The sequence below is a fragment of the Pedobacter sp. MC2016-05 genome (assembly GCF_026239735.1).
Taxonomy (GTDB): Bacteria; Bacteroidota; Bacteroidia; order Sphingobacteriales; family Sphingobacteriaceae; genus Pedobacter.
In genome coordinates this window covers 110,292-131,057 of the sequence record NZ_JAPIVT010000014.1, presented here as the reverse complement: position 1 = coordinate 131,057, position 20,766 = coordinate 110,292, and the positions used below count along the sequence as shown (strand labels likewise).

Here is a 20,766-nt window from a genome sequence, read left to right as displayed (position 1 = left end):
TTTTCAGCCGTGTGGTGGCATAAAAGCAGAGGGAGTCCTCAAATTATTTTCATTGTGGTTTGACAAATTTTTACCAAAATAATGGCAAGCCTTGATTTTTGCTCGGCTTTTTATCAAGAAAAAGCGGAAGGCCTATCTGGCCAAGACAAAATTATTTTAATGCATTTGCCTCGGCTCTTTCTTGAAAATGTAATGATGTGAGATAAATAATGGCTATACCGCAACCTTATTAATTCCAGCTATTATGTCTTAAATTTCAGTGTTTATTTACGTCATTCGTCATCCATTTTACACCACACATTAACCATCGTTTATATCTTTTCTGTATCTTCGGTAAATTCAGTTTTAGCGTATGGCAAAGAAGAAATCGGCAAATATAAAATTGGTTCTAAATCAATTGGTTAGTGATGTATTTGAAAAAAACAACAATCAGGTTCTTAACTATAAACAGGTTTCAGCTAAATTAAATCTTAATGATCAGGAATCAAGAGAAACCATCCTTGAAATATTAAAAGAAGGCAAAGGCGCCGGTATTTTCCTTGAACCAGAAAAAGGGAAATTCAAGCTTAAAGATCTTCAGAATTTTATAATCGGAACTGTCGATATGACCGCTGATGGTTCTGCCTATATCGTTCCGGAAGACGAATTTGAGAAAGACGTCTTCGTAGCGCCTAGGAAATTGAAAAATGCGTTGCATGGCGATACCGTCAAAGCCTATGTATTTGCCAAAAAAAGTGGACGAAAAAATGAAGGCGAGGTTGTAGAAATCCTGAAACGGGCCAAGTCAGATTTTACGGGTGTAATTAAAATATCCGATCGATTTGCATTTGTTATCGCTGACGATAAAAAGATGATGCATGACATTTTTGTACCATTGGCTGATACGTTGGATGCAAAAAACGGTCAACGGGTTTTAGTAACCTTGTCTGATTGGCCGGAAAGCGCTAAGAATCCTATTGGTATTGTAAAACATGTATTAGGGAACCAGGGTGAAAACAACACCGAAATGAACGCTATTTTGGCTCAATATGGTTTTCCGTTAGAATTTCCACCAGAGGTAGAAAAAGAGGCAAATGCAATCCCCGAGGAAATTCCTGCGGAAGAAATTGCAAAGCGTAAAGATTTTAGAAATATACTTACTTTCACCATCGATCCTGCAGACGCTAAAGATTTCGATGACGCTATTTCCTATCAGAAACTTCCGAATGGAAACCATGAAATTGGGGTTCATATTGCTGATGTTTCTCATTATGTTATTCAGGGAACTGATTTAGATAAAGAAGCCTACAGTCGTGCAACGTCGGTATATTTGGTTGATCGCGTAATCCCAATGTTGCCAGAACGTTTAAGTAACGGCGTTTGCTCGCTTCGTCCAAATGAAGACAAATTGTGTTTTGCTGCAGTGTTTGAACTCGATGAGCAGGCCAATATTCAAGCTGAATGGTACGGGCGGACTATCATTCATTCTGATAGACGTTTTAGCTATGAAGAGGCGCAGGAAGTAATAGAAAATAAAGCTGGTGATTACGCCACAGAAATTTTAAAACTTAACGAGCTTGCTTATATTTTGCGTGATCGTAAATTTAAAAATGGTGCCATCAGTTTCGAAAGTACCGAAGTAAAGTTTAAGCTTGATGAATCTGGCAAACCAATCGGAGTTTATGTAAAAGAGCGGAAAGATGCACACAAATTAATTGAAGATTATATGCTTTTAGCCAACCGAAAAGTGGCAGAATTTGTGGCTAAAAAGCAAAAGGGCGAAAAGAAACTAACTTTCGTTTACCGGGTTCACGATTCGCCAAATATGGAAAACCTCACCTCTTTCGCCACATTTGCATCCCGTTTCGGTTATAAAATCAATACGAAATCGGATAAGGAAATAGCGAAATCGCTCAACCATTTAATGGCTGATGTAGAAGGAAAGAAAGAGCAGAATATATTAACATCATTGGCCATCCGGTCAATGGCGAAAGCAATTTATTCAACTAAAAAGACGAGTCATTATGGCCTGGCTTTTGAATACTACACCCACTTTACCTCACCAATCCGTCGTTACCCCGATGTAATGGCACACAGGCTGCTCCAAACCTATTTAGATGGTGGTAAATCTGCTGATGCAGAATTTTACGAAGTAGCATGTGCTCATTCTTCTGCAATGGAAAAACGTGCTGCTGATGCAGAAAGAGCATCAATTAAATACAAACAAGCCGAATACCTGGAAAACAATATTGGTACTGAATACAAAGGGATTATTTCTGGAGTTACCGAATGGGGTATGTATGTTGAGATCGAAGAAAATAAATGTGAGGGAATGATTCGTTTACGTGATATTTCTGACGATTTTTATGTACTCGATGAGAAAAATTATTGCATTGTTGGCCAAAGAAAAAAGAAAAAATATCAACTTGGTGATGAAGTGATGATTCGGGTAAAGAAAGTCGACCTTTCTAAACGACAAATTGATTTCACCCTTATTCCTGATTAATAATTTAAGACATTCGTGCCCAAAGACACCGTGTTTACGTAAAAGATGCATACAACAGAACAACTACAACAAATCTTAGATACAGCAATAAAAAATTTAAAGTTTCCTGATCAGCCTAAACAGCTTTACGATCCGATAACTTATATCATTAACCTGGGCGGAAAACGAGTTAGGCCACTTCTGGTTTTAATGGCAACCGAACTATTTGGTAAGGATGCTCACGACTCCATCCATGCAGCCATGGCAATTGAAGTTTTTCATAACTTTACGTTGGTGCATGATGACATAATGGATAATGCGCCTCTGCGTCGGGGCAAAGCAACCGTACACGAGAAATGGAGCACCAATACGGCTATTTTAAGTGGAGATGTGATGATGGTTGAGGCAAATAAAAACCTAGCCAAGGTTAATCCAATCTTCCTGAAAGATGTTTTAGATACTTTTAACGCAACGGCTCAAGGCGTTTGCGAAGGACAGCAACTCGATATGGAATTTGAAAGCCGTGATGATGTTAGTATTGAAGAATACATCAATATGATCAGGTTAAAAACGGCAGTTCTGCTGGGTGGCGCTTTAAAGTTAGGTGCGATCATTGCAGGGGCTTCAGAAAAAGATGCTGATTTGATTTACCAGTTTGGAGAAAACATCGGAATTGCTTTTCAATTACAGGATGATATTCTGGATGTTTATGCTGATCCTGAAAAGTTTGGAAAGCAGGTTGGCGGAGACATTATCGCAAACAAAAAAACATTCTTACTACTAAAAGCATTTGAACTGGCAGAAGGCGACATCAAGGAGTCTTTAGATACCTGGACGGGTTATAAAGATTTTGACATTAAGGAAAAAGTCGCAACAGTAACTTCAGTTTACAATACTTTGGATATTCAAAATATTGCTAAACAAACGATGAATAGCTACCTGGACAAGGCATTAAACTTTTTTGAGCAAATTAATGTGAGCACTGAGCAAAAAAACAATCTGCTCACATTAACTAATCAGCTAATGGCTAGAGAATACTAGCACATATAACGTCTTCATTTTGATTATTTAGAAAGGGGTTGTTGCAAAATAATTTATATTTCAATAGAGAAAACGATACTTCATAAATCGTAACTCTCGTGAAAACGGGAATCGTAATGCAAATAGAAGACAGAAATGCTCTTCTATTTTAGTTAGATGCCCAGTCAAGCTGAGGGATAATTTATTTCACAAAAATCAATATAAATAATGTTAAGAACGGTCGTCAATTGTAGCAGATGATAAGTTATACATTTTCCTATAAACAGAAAAAGTCCTGATTTTCATCAGGACTCTTCAAATATCGATTAGTACTAATTAATTATTCTGCAACAGCAGCTTCTTCAGTAGCTTCGTCTTTTTTAACTTTTTTAGCAGGTGCTTTTTTAGCAGCAGCTTCAGCAGGAACTTCTACAGCAGCAGCTTCTTTTTTAACAGCTGGTTTTTTAGTTAATGCTTCTTCTATTTCAGCATCAGAGATAGGAAGAACAGATACATAAGATTTGTTATCTTGTTTCTTTCTGAAAACTACAGTACCATCAATCAAAGCGAATAATGTATGGTCTTTTCCTAAACCAACATTTTTATCTGGATGGTGTTTTGTACCACGTTGACGTACTAAAATGTTTCCAGCGATCGCTAACTGACCACCGAAAATTTTAATACCTAAACGCTTACTATGCGATTCACGTCCGTTTTTCGAACTACCGGCTCCTTTTTTGTGTGCCATGATTTTATATTTTTTAACTCGCTAAAAGCGAATTATTGGTTAACTAATGAATTATAACGTGATATCAGAAATCTGAATCTTTGTGAAAAACTGGCGGTGACCATTTTTCTTTTTGTAACCTTTTCTACGTTTTTTGTGGAAAACGATTACTTTATCACCTTTTAAATGAGATACGATAGTAGCTGAAACTTTAGCACCTTTAACCGCAGGAGCTCCTACAGTGATTGCACCACCATTATCAACCAACAATACATTATCAAATTCAATACTAGCGCCTTCATCTCCTTGCAATCTGTGTACAAAAAGGTGCTGGTCTTTAGCAACTTTAAATTGCTGCCCTGCTATATTTACTATTGCGTACATTGTTTAAATATTAGTTTTTTAATTTTTATTTAACGAGGTGCAAATATAGAACAAATTCAATTAACACACAAACACATATCGAAAATATTTTTAACTATAATCCTACGAAACCAAGATTTATAGGATTACCGGATTTCAAGATCGAATTGTAATATCTTTTTGATACGATTTGGAAAGCAAAACCTTGAATATATTAGATTACTCCTGCCCTACTGTTTATTCCAAGTCCTCGCTGCGCTTCGGGCTTTTCATTACCATCAGGTTTATTTTACGCAGGCCAGTATTTCAAACTGTTGTTCCCTCCCCCTCGCACTTTACAAACAATTTTATTAAATGCGCTGCTATAGAAAACATGCCTTTGTTTATAAACCGGATTGAACGAAAATACTTTTTAAGTACATTACCTTAAATACTTTTGTCATGCTGAGGCACGAAGCATCTGCAACTTATAAACAGATGCTTCGTGCCAGCATGATAGAAGTTGTTTAAAAGATTGCAGTGAAAGCGGGACTGAATACCGCAGCAAACAACCAAACATTCATTTCCAAATCAAAACGCTTAAACTAAAAACTTGCTATTAGTTAAAAAATGTTAAACTACTTTCTTTATTACGAATATTTCGTAGATTTACGAAAATTAAATAACGAACTTAGCTGCACCAAATTTATGAAAAGCATCCTCATCTACTCAGTGATGGCATTATTTGCCATTTCAACATTTGCTCAAAACCCTGATAAGGCACTTGCCAGAGTGAGATACACCTATACCCACATTCAAGACACCACACAAAAAGACAAGCCGCACAAAGAAAACATGTTGCTGGTTACTGGAAAAAACGCTTCTGTGTATACAAGCTATGATAAACTGAATCAAGCTTTAAATGCGAAAAAGCAAATTGAAGAGCAGATTAAAAACCAAACAGGCAGCAATAGCATGAAAATCGAAATTAAAAGTGAAATGAAATCGCCAACCTCCGCTGTAGATTATTTCTTTTTTGCCAACGAAGGTAAAATGTTTAGCAAAGAAAAACTGCTTAATAATTATTTGATTGAAGAAACGGCGCCACAAATAGGTTGGAAGATAACAAAAGATACCATGAATTTTTCGGGTATCCCTTGCCAAAAAGCCACGGCTAATTTTAAAGGCAGAAATTGGATTGCCTGGTACGCTACCGATATTCCTTTTCAAAGCGGTCCGTGGAAACTAAATGGTTTACCAGGTTTAATAATTGAGGCGTATGATGAAAAGAAAGAAGTAAAATTTGAATTTGCCGGACTTGAAAACGTAATCGCAGATGATGCGAAAAATGCTTCAGATGGAGATCAAAAAATTACCATGCCAAATGGTTCAACAGGAACTCTGCGAATTGCAGGAATAGAAACTAATACCGCTTACTTAGGGTCGGAAATTAGACTGCCTGCCAATGCGATAAAAACAACGCGAAAGGATCTTGATAAACTTAAAGCAGCCCGAGATAAAGACCCTGAAGGCTTTATGCAAGCTCAAATGGCTGCAAATGGCATCCAAGGAACCTTTAAAAGAAGCGTATCTACGCCTATCGGTCAGCCAATAATTAAGCCTGAAATCAATAATCCTATAGAAATTCCTGAGAAAAAATGAGAGCGGTCATTTTGATTACACTGATGTTTTTTTCTGGTGTAGCAGTAGCTTTTGCTCAAAAAATCATCAAAGGAAGTGTGAAAGACTATACAGGCAAGGCTATCGAATCTGTAAATGTGAACCTAAAAGATAATGAAGGAAATATAATTAGTTTTACCAGGACGAATAAAAACGGTGCGTTTAACCTAGTCGTTAAAAATGAGCAGATTATTGGTTATCGCATTGAAGCATCGAGCATCGGCTATAAAAAACAAAGCATTGCTATTAAGGATATTAACAGGAATCAGGATCTGGTTTTACAAGCAAGCGAAACTAATTTAGAAACGGTCATAGTCAAAAATCGTCCCCTGTTAACCACTAAAGGAGATACACTAAACTATAAAACATCCGATTTTGTAGATAAGCAAGACCGTACTATTGGCGATGTACTTAAAAAAATGCCAGGTATTGAAGTGGCAGAAAATGGAAAAATTAGCTATAATGGCAAATCCATCTCTAATTTGTATATAGATGGTGACAACTTGCTTGATGACAAGTATAATATCGGTACGAAAAGCATTCCACAGGGTGCGGTTGATAAAGTACAAGTGATCCAAAATGATCAGCCGATTAAAATGATGCGCAAAAACAATATGAGTGATGATGTTGCACTAAACCTCGTGCTTAAAGATGAGGCGAAACTAAGGGTAATGGGCGACGCTACCATAGGTGCTGGAGCACCAAATCGCTTTGATGAAAACTTAACCGCGATGTTGTTCAACAAAAAATTGAAGTTTATTAACAACATTAAGGGCAACAACATTGGCATTGACCCAGGTATAGATTTAACCTCCCACAATTTTTCTGACTACCAGAAACGTTTAGATAATACTAAACCAAATGGCTTACTATCTACCGGCGTAGCCGGAGTACCTTCATTGCCTCAAAGCAGATATCTGTTCAACAAGGCTGGTGTTGTAAATCTCAATAGTTTATATAAGTTTAATCAGGATTTACAGTTAAGGGCAAACATTTCTTACCTCTACGATGACCATAGGCAACAATACAATAAGTTTTCAGAAACTTATTTAGGAAATCAAATTTTTAGTTACACCGAGTTTCAGAACAATAAGACTAACCCGCAGAAATTAAGAGCGCAGTTTAATTTGAACAAGAACGCAGAAAATGATTACTTTAACAATAATTTCTCTTTAGATTACCTGCCATTTAAAACCACTTCAGCTTTCTCTATCAATAATGTGGCGGCGAAGCAAGATTTATGGCAAAAAACCTTCGATATTTCTAATGAGCTCAATTACCGCAAGAAATTAAAATCCGAAAATATAATTAACCTTTACTCCTATTTAAACAAGACATCGCAACCAGAAACTTTGAATATTTCGCCAGGTTTAAATGCCGACATCCTTAATAATGGTAATAGTTATCTGGGCTTAAATCAATATGTCAAATTGCCCACTTGGTACACTAACAATTACGTTTCATTTGCTTTTGTTAAGGGTGGTTTCGCCCAAACCTTTAAGGTGGGGTTTAATCTTCAGCAGCAAAATTTAGATTCTGAACTTTATCGTATCCAGAAAGATCAAACTTCCGAACTCGTTTCGCAGAATACAGTAAATGATTTAAACTGGTTTAAAGGACGAGCTTACGCTGATGCCACTTACGAATACACCAATGATAAACTAAAAGCAGCATTGACTCTGCCTTTTAGTTATAACCATATCAACTACAACGATCCGGTAAATGCCTTGAATAATAGTTTGACTAAACTTTTTCTAAATCCATCCTTGAATATTAAATACCAAACAGGGATCGAAAACTATGTTTCTGCTAACTACTTCTATAAAAACGATCTCGGTGGAATTGATGACGTGTACCGTGGCACAGTTTTAAAAAACTACCGTTCGTTATTTGCAAATAATGCCCCCATTTCTGAATCAGAAACACATAGCTTTCGCGGCGAGTTTAACTTTAGGAGAGCCATGCAGATGTTTTTTTTTAATACGTCAGCGGGATACAGCAACACTAAACTTAATACTATTTCGTCTTACAGCTTGAGTAATAATATTCAACAGCGAATGGTATTACCGTTACAAAATCATGTAAAAAATCTGTTCGTCACTGCAAACGCAAGCAAATATATTTTCGCTTTGAAAAGCACAGCTAATGCCAGCCTTAACTATTCAGAAAGTAGATATACCCAACTTCAAAATAATGAACTTTTACCATTCAATACCCAAACAATGTCGTACAAAGCAGGAATTGAAGCTAAGTTGACGAAGTTTATGAACTGGTCGTACAATGCTATTTACTCCGTTACCAATAACAAAGCTGAGGTTGCAAATGCAATCACTACCAATTTTCAGCAATTAAGGCAACAAACATCGCTGGCTATCGCCACCGTTAGTAATGTTTACCTGAATTTATCTGCTGAACATTTATTTACACACCAGGCCAGCCAATCGAATTTGAATTATCTATTTGCCGACGCAAATGTAAAATACAAAATACTGAAGTTTAAAACAGATCTTGAATTTGGGGTAACAAACTTAGCGAACATCAAACAATTCGATGCCATTTACATTTCGGCAAATTCTCTCACCACAGGAACTTATCTTATCCCTGGAAGGGTGGCGATGCTAAAAGCGACATTCAGCTTTTAAATAGATCCAATTGGTTTAAATCGCAAAGATTAACCGTTAGATAAATCGCTATCAAAATTAGCCAAGGAAAAATCACTGAACTAATAGAAGTCCGAAGATTTTTTGGAGCTCGCTAAAAATGATGGTTAGCAAGGAGAATAAATATCAATGGAGATTGTCAAAAAGAAAATTATAAATTGATCTAAAGCATATTGACAGACTCACCATGAAAGAAAATGAGAAAAGTTTATTAAAATTTTATGGCTTAGTTGTAATTTGTATTGCCGGGTTATTCCCCTTCAAAACCTTAATAGCTAAAATATTATTGGGGTCAATACCTTTAAAATCTTCATGAGTAGCTTTGACCCCGTTAATATAATAATCTGTTTCCCCAACAGATTTGGGCGTTATTTCTGTTCCATTTTGATCATTTGCAGCCTTACTGTGGGTTTTTATCAGCAAAACTTTATTAACAGTGGCTTTTATCGGTTTGTAGGTATTCGGTCCATCAACATCTCGCAAAAAAACACCCATTATAGTCGGATCAATTCTTGAGCTATCTTTAAAAGTGAAATGCTGCACCATTGTTTTTGTTTGTGCACCTTTAGCAGATCTCAGATCAATCACTTTTCCAACAAGCTTATCCAACTCGCTTGAAATAGATTGATAGCTCGTATCGGTAGTTTCAAAATGTGTTTTAAAAACGAAGGTCATTTTTTTTACGGAATCAACTCCTTTCTTTAACTCCTGAGTAGATTCAACATCAATCTTTCGTTTGGTTTTCTCTGGCTTCTTGATGATAAATTGAATATTACGCTTTGGCAAAGTACTTTTTATCATTGTAGTTAGCGGTGCCATCGTTTTCTGAACAGCATTCTTATCTATAGTAAAGGCCAGTGTAACGCAAAGTAAAACTGGTAAAACCAATAAATAACGAGAAAGATTAACTTTTGACGAACGTTTAGCATTCATCATCTTAATTCGCCTTTTAAGGTCTGAAAGATTAAAATTATTCACGATGGCAATAGACGGTTGTAAGCTTCCCACATTCAACAAACTATATTGATAAGCTTTTTTATCAATACCTTTTTTCAGTATTTTGGCATCAGTAATGAACTCGATGTTCTCCCTAACAGCCTTTTTCATCAACCAAACACCAGGATTAAACCAGTAAAAAACCACGCAAACTTCTGCAAGAATGATATCCAAAGTGTGCAATTCCTCAACGTGTACTTTTTCATGCTCTAGAATATTGTTTAAATCCTGAGCTTGGTGTAATGCCGGATTGATATAAATTGTTTGCCAAAAAGTAAAGGGACTTACTTGCTCACTCAAAATCCTGACATTAAAATCTCGTACCTTACCAAGTGTAGATTTTTTATGCATCTGACGGAGTGATACAAATTGGATCAATAGCCTTACTGCCATTAACAAAAAACCTATATAAAAAAGCACACTTAAAGAATACCAGAAGACTGAAACTGAATCTTGCTGAATAAGTTGATTGAGATTTTGATTTAATTGTGGAATGAAACCAGGAATTGGTTGTTTTCCGGAAAAGGAATCTGTTAAATTGATAAATGGATAGGCTGATGAAAAAACAATTCCAAAAACAAGAAAAACACGATTTAAGGAATAAAACGTCAATCTTCTAAGCACAAGATAATAGGTAGCCGAAAATAAAATCAGCACCAGATTAGTTTTCAATAGTACAAGGAAAAATTGTGGCATGACATTATTTTTCAGGGTTTTCGATCAAGTTGATAATTTCCTTCAATTCTTCTGCACTTATCTTTTTATCTTTTGCAAAAAAAGCGACCAGCTCTTTATACGAACTTTGAAAATAATTGTTTACAAAACCATTCATGAAGCGCTTTTTGTACTCAACCTCTTTTACTTTTGCGCTGTAACGATTGGCGTTGGCGAAGCGCTCACTAATCAAATAACCCTTTTTCTCCAGATTTTTGATGGTCGACGCTAATGTTGTGTACGGAGGTTTAGGATCAGGCATTGTGTCCATAAAATCTTTGATAAAACCTTTGCCAACTTGCCAAACCGCAAGCATCGCTTCTTCTTCCTGTAATGTTAACTTCTCCATCAATTACGAATATATCGTAAATATACGAAATCATCCTAAAAAGAAAAGACTTAGTTGAAAACCTAACTTTAGGTTCACAATTAAGCCTTTCAATATTTTTCGTGATGAAACTACTTTCCGGATCTTATCTCTGCCTGGTTTAAAGTTTCCTGAATAACTTTACGCATTTGAACGGCAGCATCCAACAACTTTGGGTTTCCATCAAAATCACCATATATCACTACATGTTTCGACTTTTCTTTATAATTGAAGGTGATATCGTAACGTGGAACTGCTTTCGATTTAGCACTTTTTTGACCAATCGTATCAGGAAAATTCCAAAGGCCAATCTCATTCGCCTTTCTATGCATGTACAAAATATCGTCGCTTTTTAAGAAAACTTTCTTGGTTATTACCGAATCTCTATTATTTACATATTGATAAACACCCGTTTTTGAATCATATTTATTTTCAAGGGTATCTTTTAAACCGTAGCAAAATTGCATGGAAACAAAATCAGCCTTGCGAAATGGTGCATTCTGAATAATGGGCTTGTAATAGATATAGCAGTAAATAATCATCGGTACGATGATGGTAATGGCTAAGAATATTTTTTTTCCTCTACTTGACACTTGAGTTAATTATTGAATTTTGAATGACTGAATTATTGGACTATCAAATTTTTAGTTAATCCAAAACGATGCAAAGTTTAAAAAATTTAGTGAACATCGAAACATCCCAAAATCATTTATTAGATACATACTAAACTAAAAACTTCAGCTGGATGACTAGAGCTTGCAATTACGAATCTTTCAACTCCCCTTCCCACTTACTTACTACTGCAGTTGCGATACTGTTACCAACAACATTAGTTGCCGAGCGGCCCATATCCAATAGCGGATCGATACCAATTAAAAGAGCCAAACCTGCCTCTGGAATATTGAAACTGGCAATGGTTCCTGCAATTACTACCAATGAAGCTCTTGGTACACCCGCAATACCTTTACTGGTTAACATTAAAATCAATAACATTGAAATTTGCTGTTCAAAACCTAAATGAATGCCATAAGCTTGCGCTATAAAAAGCGATGCAAAAGTCATGTACATCATGGAGCCATCCAAATTGAACGAATAGCCCAACGGCAATACGAAACTCACAATTTTATCTTTGCAGCCAAAACGTTCTAACAACATCATGGTTTTGGGGTAAGCAGCCTCGCTACTAGCTGTACTGAAAGCCAAAATTGCAGGCTCTTTCATATCGCTTACTAGCTTGAAAACTCGTTTTTTAAGGATTAAAAAGCCGATAAAAATCAGCATTGCCCATAAAATACCTAAACCGAGGTAAAACTCTCCAATAAAAATAGCGTAGGTATTAAGCACATTTAATCCTTGCTTGGCTACTATGGCTGTCATCGCACCAAAAACTGCTAATGGCGCAAAGTTCATCACATAACCCGTCATTTTCAAAATCACATGAGCAATGGCGTCGAATGCTTTAATTACGACCTGTCCTAAGTCGCCAATGGCAGCTGTGGCTACACCAAAAAACAAAGAAAATACAACGATTTGAAGAATTTCATTGGTGGCCATAGATTCTGCAATACTTTTAGGAAAAACGTGGGCGATAAAATCTTTCACGCTCATCGCAGCCTTTTGGATCCCGGTATTTACCATTTGATCCGGCAAGGTTAACTGCATGTGTTTTCCGGGCTCGAACAGGTTTACTAAAATTAATCCAAGTACTAAAGACATTAGCGACATCGCCATGAACCACCCTAAAGTTTTACCGCCAATCCGGCCTACGGCTTTAATATCGCCAACTTTAGCCACACCTACCACCAGAGTTGTAAAAACCAAGGGCGCCACAATCATTTTTATCAAGCGAAGAAAAATATCACTCAAAAGCGTAAAATATTCAAGCTTCTTTTCCCGAATATCTTCATTCTCCTTTTTAATTTGAGCATTCGCTTTTCTTTCGGCTTTAAGCTGGGTAAAAGTTGCAGATGTTGTATCGGTAGTTTTTTTAATGGCTACCTCTATGCTCTTTACCTGCGCATCGGCATTGAGAATTTTCTGATTGTAAACATCAATGGAATTAACGTTCAGAATATAGCCTAATGCAACTCCGGCAATCAGCGCTATAAAAATGAACAGCGTGAGTTTGTTTTTCTTCATGAATATAAAAAGTTTGTGGCTCTGTTAATTTGGTAAAACTACGATATTTACCGTGGCTAACAAATTTTGATCTCCAGGGTGTTTAAAAATTATTTAATTTTCTAATTTCGCTGTAACAAAAAACGCTAACCTCCATCTAAAAAACACCTACAAACCATAAATGGAACAAAAAGACAAGCTATTTAAAGAAATCTTCGATTCGAATTCCAAAAAAATCTTCCATTTATGTTATGGTTACACGGGCGATACCGATGCTGCTAATGATCTTTTACAGGAAACCTTTTTAAAGGTTTGGCAGAATCTGGACAAGTTTAGAAACAAATCATTAATATCAACCTGGATTTATAGAATTGCCGTAAACACTTGCCTTACCTACCTCAGATCGGAAAAAAGACAAGCAAAAGACGAGTTGACAGATAACATTATCGAAAACAAAATTGAAGAGTTTTCAGAAAAAAATGAACAGGTAGCCCTGCTTTATAAATGTATATCGAAGCTTGAGGAAAACGATCGTTTAATTATTACCATGGTGCTTGATGAGCTTCCATACCACGAAATTGCCGACATCTCAGGAATAAGTGAGGGAAATTTGAGGGTTAAAATTCATCGTATTAAACAAAAATTAACAGAACTATATAACCAGTATGCAAGCGTTTGATCAAATACAAGAGTTGTGGCAAAAACACGATGTAGAAGTTAAGGTTTCTGCTGATGAAATGTTACAGCAAGTAAAGAAAGAAGTGAATGGTTTGAAGTTAAAATCTGCTTTAAATATCCTTGGTATGCTTGCATCATTTATTGCAATCGCTGTTTTATGGATATTCTTTCATTTCGAATCGTGGACCACACATGTAGGAATTAGCATTACTTTGCTAGCGATAGGCATATATATTTTAATTTTATACCGGGATCATCGGTTAATTTCAAAAAGCGATTATACTCTTCACCCAAATGAATATCTCAGTGATTTAAGAGTATACCAGTTAAATAGATATAAACTGTACAATTCCCTTTATTGGTTTTACACTGTAGCACTCTCACTTGGACTGATTTTCTATTTCATTGAGATACTTGCACACTTAAGTATTACCATGACGATTGTAGCAGTTAGTTTCACATTTCTGTGGATTCTGTTCTGCTCTACAATTCTTAGAAATGCGGTTATAAAACGCGAAAAGGAGCGTATCTCTCTACTAATTGAAAAATTTGAAAGAATAAGTGCACAAATTTCAATGCCATAACATTTTAGGCACGGTTTTTTCAATCCAATTTTGTGATGAAAACACCTCTTGCAATTTTACTGCTTATACTAATACTGCCGTTTACTTTCGGTTTTAAGCAAGATTTTACTCAGCCCGTTCAACTAGATTGGGAAACTTATTTTAAAGGAAAGCCAGATATGCGTTCACCGTTTTTCGCACTCACTGCAATGACATGGAAATACAGTTACGAATCTACCATCTATAGAAATCGAGTGGCTATCAACCTTAAAAATGAAATAAGTATTGATAAAGACCGCTCATGGGTAAAGTGGGATAAAATTAAAGATCCGAATGTGAGTGCCAGCTTGCTTCACCATGAACAAGGACATGTTAATATTCAATATATTTTACTTTCGGAGGCGGAGCGTGTTCTAAAAAACAGAAATTATTCAATAAAAAATTATAAGGCTCAAATTTCTCAGTTAGCGAACGAACTAAGCAATTATTTCGACACCATGCAGCGCAATTATGATGAGGAAACCGAACACGGAAGCAACCATAAGATGCAGGCACGTTGGGATAAAATTATTGAAGATAAGATGGCCGAATCTCGAGCTGCTACCTTAGCCAATGATTCGCGATAATTTTGGAAGGAAGATAATCAATCCCACAACAACTGCCACCAAAGCAGCCATTAACACCGCGGCAGCGGCTAAATCTTTAACAACTTTAATTTTAGGATGATATTCTGGAGAAACAACATCGGCTAATTTTTCTATCGAGGCATTGATTATTTCGGCTACAATTACCGAAATAATGACAGCCAAAATTGCAATCCACTCCGATGCAGAAAGCTGTAGGTAGAACGATAAGCCAATAGCGATTAGCGCTGCAAATAGATGAATTCTGCCATTATGATCATTAATAAAAAATAACCGCAATCCATTAAAAGCATATTTAAAGCTTTTAATTCTATCTATTACTGAGAATTTGCGATTTTCTTGCATTTCGCAATTTACTAAATAGCATAAAAAAATGAGCATTTATCAAAACAAAGCAGCATCTCTGCAAATAGCTAGAGATGCTGCTTTAAAAGGTTCTATAATGATTTTTTTAAAAAACCCTAACTCTTACATTGATTCTGAGATTTTTATTTCTTTGCTTCAGTTTTTTCAGCTGGAGCGCCATTATCTAAAATTGTTTTTGTCGTAACACTTCTTTTTCCGCTCGGCGCAACAACTATTGTTGTTAAAACCCGTTTTTCGCCTTGTGGAACACTAACTTTAATTTGCGAAGTGTACAAAAATGCATTTTCCGACGGTCTTGAACCGTCTAGTGAATAGTAAATTTTACCGCCAGTAACCGGAACTTTTAAATCAATTGTAAAATCGCCTCCAGTTAAAGGTTTGTCACTTTGACCAATAGGTGTTGGCACCCAAAGGTTAATATTCATTTTATCTAAACGAGCTAAATGTTTCGGTAAACGTTCCTCCGAAAAATTCTTTAAGTCCTTGCGTTCAACCGGGCTCCAGGCAATTTCAGATAGTGCCAATAAGCGTGGAAAAGCATGGTTTTCTGCTTTCTCAGGTGTTTTAATATATTCAGTCCACATGTTAGCCTGCACTCCTTTGATGTATTTTCGCTGATCGGCTGTTAAAACTTTCGGAATAGGATCATAAGCATAAATTTTTTGGTAAGGTGCAAAACCACCGATTGTAACAGGTTCATCAGGAGAATTTGATTGTTTATGGTCGATGTATAGCCCCATAGAACCTGGAGTCATAATTACATCGTGATTTTGTTGAGCCGCGGCAATGCCCCCCGCTTCACCTCTCCAACTCATCACCGTTGCATTTGGCGCTAAACCACCTTCTAAAATTTCATCCCATCCAATAATTGAACGTCCTTTGCCATTTACATGTTTTTCAATCCTTTGAATAAAATAGCTTTGTAATTCGTGTTCATCTTTCAAGCCTTTTTCTTTCATCAAAGCCTGGCAAAATGGCGATTCTTTCCAATACGTTTTCGGCGCTTCATCTCCTCCAATATGGATATATTTGGAAGGAAAAATTGCAATTACCTCATCCAACACATTTTCTAAAAAGGTAAACGTATTATCTGTCGGGGTGAAAATATCATCAAAAACGCCCCAGGTTTGCTGAACTAACTTTCCTTTTCTTGCTCCTGCCCAAGGTGTTTTATCACTTATAAATGTATCACGGTTGGGGAATGTACTTAATTCTGGATAGGCCGCAATTGCTGCTGATGCATGGCCAGGCAATTCGATTTCTGGTATTATGGTGATGTATCGCTCTGCGGCATATTTTACAATATCCTTAGCTTCATCTTGTGTGTAAAAACCCTTTACTTCGGTTAAATAATTGCCATAGCCAGGATAATTGCCAATGATTGTACCAGGTCTGGTAGAACCGATCTGAGTAAGCTTTGGATATTTTTTAATTTCCAACCGCCATCCCTGATCATCAGTTAAATGCCAGTGGAAAGTATTTATTTTATAGTAAGCCAGCTGATCGATATATTTTTTGATAAATGAAACTGGAAAATAGTGACGGCAAACATCCAGCATGGCGCCACGGTAACCAAAACGAGGGTAATCGTTGATCATCACCGCCGGAATAGTTATTTTGTCTCCGCTTTTCTCTGGTATCATTTGCATGGCAGATTCCACCCCGTAAAATAAACCCGCTCCTTTTCCAGTAATTACAATCTGAGTTGGGCCAACCTTAATTGTATATCCTTCTGCAGGCAATTTATCTGCTCCAGCTGATGTTAGTAAAATACTCTTTTGGTTTGGTTGAGGTAATTTACTTTCTCGCAATGCGAAACCAGCTTTGTTTACAATGAAGGCATTTAATAAATCGGCCGATTTTGCGCCATCGACACTTTGATTAATTAAAATAGTTGTTTTGTCGAGGATGAAGTTGCCACTCGCTCGGGTAATAGATACTGGTGCAGGAATTATCCCGAGGTTTGGATCGCCCTGCGCAAATGCACTTGTACTGATTAATACTCCAATAAAAATCGATAATGCTTTGTTCATGATTGGTTTTGGTTTAGAAAAATAGTTTTTAAATCTTACCTAAGATATAGATTACGAAAAGAATGTATAGCTCACTTTTTTGTTACAATCTTAATCAAACGTTTGTTTTGCGAAATTTGAGACAAAAAAAATCTCCTCAAAAGTTGAGGAGATTTAAAATATTGTCAAATGAGTTTATGCCTCCACCGGATGTTCTTTAGCAGCAAGATAACGCTCAGCATCTAGGGCAGCCATACAGCCTGAACCCGCAGCGGTTACTGCCTGGCGATAATACATATCTTGAACATCGCCACAAGCGAAAACACCTTCAATATTAGTTAATGTAGAACCTGGTTTAGTTAACAAGTAACCCGTTTCGTCCATTTCCAACTGACCTTTAAAAATATCGGTATTTGGTTTGTGCCCAATGGCAACAAAGAAACCTTCGACAGGAATTTCTGAAGTTACGCTGGTTTGATTATTAAGCACTTTTACAGCGGTTACATTTTTACCATTACCCAAAATTTCTTGAGTTTCGGTATTATAATGTACTACGATATTTGGAGTTGCTAAAACACGACTCACCATTGTTTTTGAAGCTCTAAACTCATCGCGACGCACCAATAGATGGACAGTTTTACAAAGCTTAGCTAAGTAAGTAGCTTCTTCAGCAGCCGTATCTCCGGCGCCTACAATTGCAACATCCTGGCCTTTAAAAAAGAAACCATCGCAAACGGCACAAGCTGAAACCCCAAATCCATTATATTGTTGCTCACTAGGTAAACCCAACCATTTTGCAGTTGCCCCTGTAGCAATAATTACGGTATCGGCAGTGATGGTTTTAATTTCATCAATTACGACCTTGTGTGGAGCAGAAGAAAAATCAACAGAACTTACATAACCGAAACGGATATCAGTACCAAACCGCTCCGCCTGCTTGCGAAAATCTTCCATCATTTCCGGACCCATAATTCCTTGCGGATAGCCAGGGAAATTTTCTACATCAGTGGTTTGAGTTAACTGACCGCCGGCTTGCATACCGGTATACATAATTGGTTTTAAATCTGCTCTAGCTGCGTAAATCGCTGCTGTATATCCTGCCGGACCAGAACCTATAATTAAACACTGAACGTGTTCGTTTTCTTGTGACATTATATGGTGTGTTTGAAATTCATTAATTGTAATGCAAATTTAACGCATTAAATAATCGTTAGCAAATGCGCATTGTCAACATAGTTTACTTATTAACATTGAAAATACCATGCTTCACCCCTCATAAAAGTTATCTTAAAAAATTGTATCGATAAAATATACTATTCCATTATTCGAGAGCACATTTTCATCGTGTAAATCTTCGAAAATAATTCGAAAATCTTTATTGATATAATCGTGATTTCTGTTATTTACGAAATTATTGAACAAAAGAAATTTTTTAACAGATGTTAAGTTTGTAAGTTCGTTCGCAATTATAAATTCTTGCTTTACAACTGCGAAAAGCTTTTCATCTATTAATTTAAAACCTAAAAAATTGTAAGCTGTCGCTTGAAAGAAATAATTGTGAATAAGTAAACTGTTGAAGTAATCTAACCAATGTTAATAAAAAACAGAGTCGTTCAGCTTAACGACATTGCAGTCGTCATCTCGATAAACTCTTTGTTCGGCTCCGGCGCTTATGAACTCTTCTTCTGAAATTTCGTTCGAATAAATGAGATTTTCTCTAATAGCGAAATCAATTAATCTGATTTCTTCTTCACTTTTGAGATACTTATTTTTTTAGCTCTGAAGCCTGTCTGCGCATATCTTGTAAGGAAATTTTGCGTTTTTTTGAGTTGGCTTGTTTCGCTAACTGATCCATCGCCGACAATGATATTTCGTAATTCATCGTTAATATTTTTCATTAAAATATGATTTAAAGATACGAAATTTCCCACATATGTAAAATGTTCGTTCAACTACCATCCCTTGTTCTCCCTAATTAATCGAATCACATTTCCACCAAGGATTTTCTTAATTTCACTTTCCGAATAACCATTCTTAATCAGCTCAGCAGTAATTTTAGGATAGTCGGCAACACTATTCATCCCTGAAGGAAAGGATTCTGCCCCATCAAAATCAGCACCTAAACCTACATGATCTACTCCAATTAATTTCACAATATGGTTAATGTGTTTCACCACTAAAGCAATCGGCGGCCGAATAGCTTCGGCATCAGCGCCATGGTTTGAAATTAGCGTATCGATAGCACTGCTCCTTCCATATTTAGCGGAAAGAATTTTTAATTCCTGATCGTATTTTGCTAAAAATAGCTTTTGGTTTTTAGTAAATGTTGAATCTAAAAATCCGCTGTAGAAGTTAATGCAGATTACGCCTCCATTTTTTCCAACAGCCTTAATTTGATCATCTTTCAAATTTCGTGGAACGGGATTTAAACTGTATGCACAACTGTGGGATACAATTACAGGTTTTGAACAGGCTGCAATGGCATCATAGAAAGTTTTTTCGCCTACGTGAGATAAGTCGACCATTACACCAAGTTTATTTAACCTTTTCACTACCTGCTTACCAAAAGCATTCAATCTAGCATTTTTTGGTTTCACTTTTCCAGAAGTTTCTTCGGCTGCTGAGCTTGCCCAAGGTGTACTATTGTTCCATGTTAAGGTTAAATAGGCCATTCCGCGTTTGGCCAGGCTATCGATATAATCTAAACGGTTTTCAATCATGTGCCCGCCTTCCACACCGATCATCGCAGCCATTTTCTGTTGCTTCACCGCTCTGTCCAAATCAGTGGCAGTGTTAACCAATTGAATTTTTTCTGGATATCTTTTAATTAAACTGTATAGCGAATCTATTTCTTGATTAGCGAGTGCATAACCCCCGGTTTCATCACACCAAATAGAAAAAAACTGGACATCCAAACCACCTTCTTTTGCACGGATAAGATCGAAATTCCCTTTCGACTGGAGTTTTCCAATATCAATTCCTGATTTAATTTGATTGAAAAGAATATCACCATGGGTATCAACTACGATAGCTTCCTGGTGAATTTGATTTGAAACTTGTGCCAGGATTTTGCTTTGAAGCAGCACAAAAAAGAGAAAAAAATAAAGGGTTTTCATAAATTAAAATTAAGCATTTGAACTTTTAATCATTCAAATGCCTAATCTTAATTTTGCTATTTAATTTTAGTGACGTAAGCATCAGCGCCAGTTACACTTGAATTGCTTTTCCATTTTTATTTGGACTTGATTTATACGCCACGCCCGAATCTGCACCTTGAACCCTAATGGTTCTTACACTTTGCGCCCTCACTTTGATGGCTGCGCCAGTAACCGTTATGGTATTACATGCCCCAATGATGGTTACATTGATCACTACCTGAAATATTGATATTTTCATTTCCTGTAGCTTCAACTGT

At 36.5% G+C, this 20,766-nt stretch carries 19 protein-coding genes and 1 pseudogene; 7 read left to right on the top strand and 13 right to left on the bottom strand.

What is annotated here, in order from left to right; all coding sequences use genetic code 11:
• The first annotated feature begins 352 nt into the window (after window positions 1-352).
• A complete protein-coding gene (gene rnr, locus OQZ33_RS16985) occupies window positions 353-2,485 on the top strand; it encodes a ribonuclease R (protein WP_265800332.1) in 2,133 nt (710 codons plus the stop codon).
• A gap of 45 nt (window positions 2,486-2,530) precedes the next feature.
• Window positions 2,531-3,505, top strand: a complete 975-nt coding sequence (locus tag OQZ33_RS16980) for a polyprenyl synthetase family protein (protein WP_265800331.1) — start codon at window positions 2,531-2,533, stop codon at window positions 3,503-3,505.
• Between the two features lie 319 nt (window positions 3,506-3,824).
• Here the strand turns inward: OQZ33_RS16980 and rpmA are convergent, their stop codons facing one another.
• Window positions 3,825-4,232, bottom strand: a complete 408-nt coding sequence (gene rpmA, locus OQZ33_RS16975) for a 50S ribosomal protein L27 (RefSeq protein ID WP_265800329.1) — start codon at window positions 4,230-4,232, stop codon at window positions 3,825-3,827.
• Between the two features lie 51 nt (window positions 4,233-4,283).
• Window positions 4,284-4,595, bottom strand: a complete 312-nt coding sequence (rplU, locus tag OQZ33_RS16970) for a 50S ribosomal protein L21 (RefSeq protein WP_010601215.1) — start codon at window positions 4,593-4,595, stop codon at window positions 4,284-4,286.
• A gap of 666 nt (window positions 4,596-5,261) precedes the next feature.
• On the opposite strand from rplU, the gene OQZ33_RS16965 reads away from it, so the two are divergent.
• Window positions 5,262-6,215: a GLPGLI family protein gene (locus OQZ33_RS16965; protein WP_265800327.1), complete on the top strand. Its 954-nt coding sequence runs from the start codon at window positions 5,262-5,264 to the stop codon at window positions 6,213-6,215.
• Complete coding sequence (locus tag OQZ33_RS16960; RefSeq protein ID WP_265800326.1) at window positions 6,212-8,875, top strand: TonB-dependent receptor; 2,664 nt, start codon at window positions 6,212-6,214, stop codon at window positions 8,873-8,875. The genes OQZ33_RS16965 and OQZ33_RS16960 overlap by 4 nt, the downstream gene beginning before the upstream one ends.
• Window positions 8,876-9,112: 237 nt before the next feature.
• On the opposite strand, the gene OQZ33_RS16955 is transcribed toward OQZ33_RS16960, so the two are convergent.
• The 4 genes from OQZ33_RS16955 to OQZ33_RS16940 all read right to left on the bottom strand — a co-directional run bounded on the left by OQZ33_RS16955 (window position 9,113) and on the right by OQZ33_RS16940 (window position 13,109).
• Window positions 9,113-10,585, bottom strand: a complete 1,473-nt coding sequence (locus OQZ33_RS16955) for a M56 family metallopeptidase (protein WP_265800325.1) — start codon at window positions 10,583-10,585, stop codon at window positions 9,113-9,115.
• 4 nt (window positions 10,586-10,589) lie between these two features.
• Window positions 10,590-10,952, bottom strand: coding sequence for a BlaI/MecI/CopY family transcriptional regulator (locus OQZ33_RS16950; protein WP_265800324.1), 363 nt, complete (start codon window positions 10,950-10,952; stop codon window positions 10,590-10,592).
• Between the two features lie 110 nt (window positions 10,953-11,062).
• On the bottom strand, window positions 11,063-11,563 hold the full coding sequence (locus OQZ33_RS16945; RefSeq protein WP_265800323.1) for a hypothetical protein: 501 nt from the start codon (window positions 11,561-11,563) through the stop codon (window positions 11,063-11,065).
• 169 nt (window positions 11,564-11,732) lie between these two features.
• Window positions 11,733-13,109: a dicarboxylate/amino acid:cation symporter gene (locus tag OQZ33_RS16940; RefSeq protein ID WP_056850267.1), complete on the bottom strand. Its 1,377-nt coding sequence runs from the start codon at window positions 13,107-13,109 to the stop codon at window positions 11,733-11,735.
• Window positions 13,110-13,269: 160 nt separating this feature from the next.
• Here OQZ33_RS16940 and OQZ33_RS16935 point away from each other — a divergent pair, with 160 nt between their 5' ends.
• Genes OQZ33_RS16935 through OQZ33_RS16925 form a run of 3 tightly spaced genes read left to right on the top strand, consistent with a single transcriptional unit; the run spans window position 13,270 to window position 14,955 of the window.
• The gene (locus OQZ33_RS16935) at window positions 13,270-13,767 is read left to right on the top strand and encodes an RNA polymerase sigma factor (RefSeq protein ID WP_029286005.1); all 498 of its coding nucleotides are present in this window, start codon (window positions 13,270-13,272) and stop codon (window positions 13,765-13,767) included.
• Window positions 13,754-14,350, top strand: a complete 597-nt coding sequence (locus OQZ33_RS16930; protein ID WP_265800321.1) for a hypothetical protein — start codon at window positions 13,754-13,756, stop codon at window positions 14,348-14,350. Before OQZ33_RS16935 ends, OQZ33_RS16930 begins: the two co-directional genes overlap by 14 nt.
• Before the next feature lie 35 nt (window positions 14,351-14,385).
• Window positions 14,386-14,955 (top strand): DUF922 domain-containing protein, encoded by a 570-nt coding sequence (locus tag OQZ33_RS16925; protein WP_265800320.1) that lies wholly within the window; start codon window positions 14,386-14,388, stop codon window positions 14,953-14,955.
• On the opposite strand, the gene OQZ33_RS16920 is transcribed toward OQZ33_RS16925, so the two are convergent.
• The 7 genes and pseudogenes from OQZ33_RS16920 to OQZ33_RS16895 form a co-directional block, all read right to left on the bottom strand.
• Window positions 14,935-15,318, bottom strand: a complete 384-nt coding sequence (locus OQZ33_RS16920) for a diacylglycerol kinase family protein (RefSeq protein ID WP_265800319.1) — start codon at window positions 15,316-15,318, stop codon at window positions 14,935-14,937. The two genes, OQZ33_RS16925 and OQZ33_RS16920, sit on opposite strands and share 21 nt — an antisense overlap.
• A 143-nt stretch (window positions 15,319-15,461) precedes the next feature.
• Window positions 15,462-17,372 (bottom strand): beta-N-acetylhexosaminidase, encoded by a 1,911-nt coding sequence (locus OQZ33_RS16915; RefSeq protein WP_265800318.1) that lies wholly within the window; start codon window positions 17,370-17,372, stop codon window positions 15,462-15,464.
• A gap of 174 nt (window positions 17,373-17,546) precedes the next feature.
• The gene (gene trxB, locus OQZ33_RS16910; protein ID WP_265800317.1) at window positions 17,547-18,503 is read right to left on the bottom strand and encodes a thioredoxin-disulfide reductase; all 957 of its coding nucleotides are present in this window, start codon (window positions 18,501-18,503) and stop codon (window positions 17,547-17,549) included.
• A gap of 135 nt (window positions 18,504-18,638) precedes the next feature.
• Window positions 18,639-19,058, bottom strand: a pseudogene (locus OQZ33_RS24535) (hypothetical protein).
• 26 nt (window positions 19,059-19,084) lie between these two features.
• Window positions 19,085-19,249: a hypothetical protein gene (locus OQZ33_RS16905; protein WP_265800316.1), complete on the bottom strand. Its 165-nt coding sequence runs from the start codon at window positions 19,247-19,249 to the stop codon at window positions 19,085-19,087.
• 54 nt (window positions 19,250-19,303) lie between these two features.
• Window positions 19,304-20,467 (bottom strand): dipeptidase, encoded by a 1,164-nt coding sequence (locus tag OQZ33_RS16900; protein WP_265800314.1) that lies wholly within the window; start codon window positions 20,465-20,467, stop codon window positions 19,304-19,306.
• Between the two features lie 91 nt (window positions 20,468-20,558).
• Window positions 20,559-20,747 (bottom strand): DUF3060 domain-containing protein, encoded by a 189-nt coding sequence (locus OQZ33_RS16895; protein ID WP_265800312.1) that lies wholly within the window; start codon window positions 20,745-20,747, stop codon window positions 20,559-20,561.
• Between the last annotated feature and the right edge of the window lie 19 nt (window positions 20,748-20,766).

Bases quoted from the DNA above. Each gene is read 5' to 3' on its own strand.
- OQZ33_RS16940 (WP_056850267.1), bottom strand. From the start codon at position 13,109: ATGAAGAAAAACAAACTCACGCTGTTCATTTTTATAGCGCTGATTGCC.
- rpmA (WP_265800329.1), bottom strand. From the start codon at position 4,232: ATGGCACACAAAAAAGGAGCCGGTAGTTCGAAAAACGGACGTGAATCG.
- OQZ33_RS16960 (WP_265800326.1), top strand. From the start codon at position 6,212: ATGAGAGCGGTCATTTTGATTACACTGATGTTTTTTTCTGGTGTAGCA.
- OQZ33_RS16905 (WP_265800316.1), bottom strand. From the start codon at position 19,249: ATGAAAAATATTAACGATGAATTACGAAATATCATTGTCGGCGATGGA.
- OQZ33_RS16935 (WP_029286005.1), top strand. From the start codon at position 13,270: ATGGAACAAAAAGACAAGCTATTTAAAGAAATCTTCGATTCGAATTCC.
- OQZ33_RS16920 (WP_265800319.1), bottom strand. From the start codon at position 15,318: ATGCAAGAAAATCGCAAATTCTCAGTAATAGATAGAATTAAAAGCTTT.
- rnr (WP_265800332.1), top strand. From the start codon at position 353: ATGGCAAAGAAGAAATCGGCAAATATAAAATTGGTTCTAAATCAATTG.
- OQZ33_RS16930 (WP_265800321.1), top strand. From the start codon at position 13,754: ATGCAAGCGTTTGATCAAATACAAGAGTTGTGGCAAAAACACGATGTA.
- rplU (WP_010601215.1), bottom strand. From the start codon at position 4,595: ATGTACGCAATAGTAAATATAGCAGGGCAGCAATTTAAAGTTGCTAAA.
- OQZ33_RS16915 (WP_265800318.1), bottom strand. From the start codon at position 17,372: ATGAACAAAGCATTATCGATTTTTATTGGAGTATTAATCAGTACAAGT.
- OQZ33_RS16950 (WP_265800324.1), bottom strand. From the start codon at position 10,952: ATGGAGAAGTTAACATTACAGGAAGAAGAAGCGATGCTTGCGGTTTGG.
- OQZ33_RS16980 (WP_265800331.1), top strand. From the start codon at position 2,531: ATGCATACAACAGAACAACTACAACAAATCTTAGATACAGCAATAAAA.
- OQZ33_RS16965 (WP_265800327.1), top strand. From the start codon at position 5,262: ATGAAAAGCATCCTCATCTACTCAGTGATGGCATTATTTGCCATTTCA.
- trxB (WP_265800317.1), bottom strand. From the start codon at position 18,503: ATGTCACAAGAAAACGAACACGTTCAGTGTTTAATTATAGGTTCTGGT.
- OQZ33_RS16900 (WP_265800314.1), bottom strand. From the start codon at position 20,467: ATGAAAACCCTTTATTTTTTTCTCTTTTTTGTGCTGCTTCAAAGCAAA.
- OQZ33_RS16925 (WP_265800320.1), top strand. From the start codon at position 14,386: ATGAAAACACCTCTTGCAATTTTACTGCTTATACTAATACTGCCGTTT.
- OQZ33_RS16895 (WP_265800312.1), bottom strand. From the start codon at position 20,747: ATGAAAATATCAATATTTCAGGTAGTGATCAATGTAACCATCATTGGG.
- OQZ33_RS16955 (WP_265800325.1), bottom strand. From the start codon at position 10,585: ATGCCACAATTTTTCCTTGTACTATTGAAAACTAATCTGGTGCTGATT.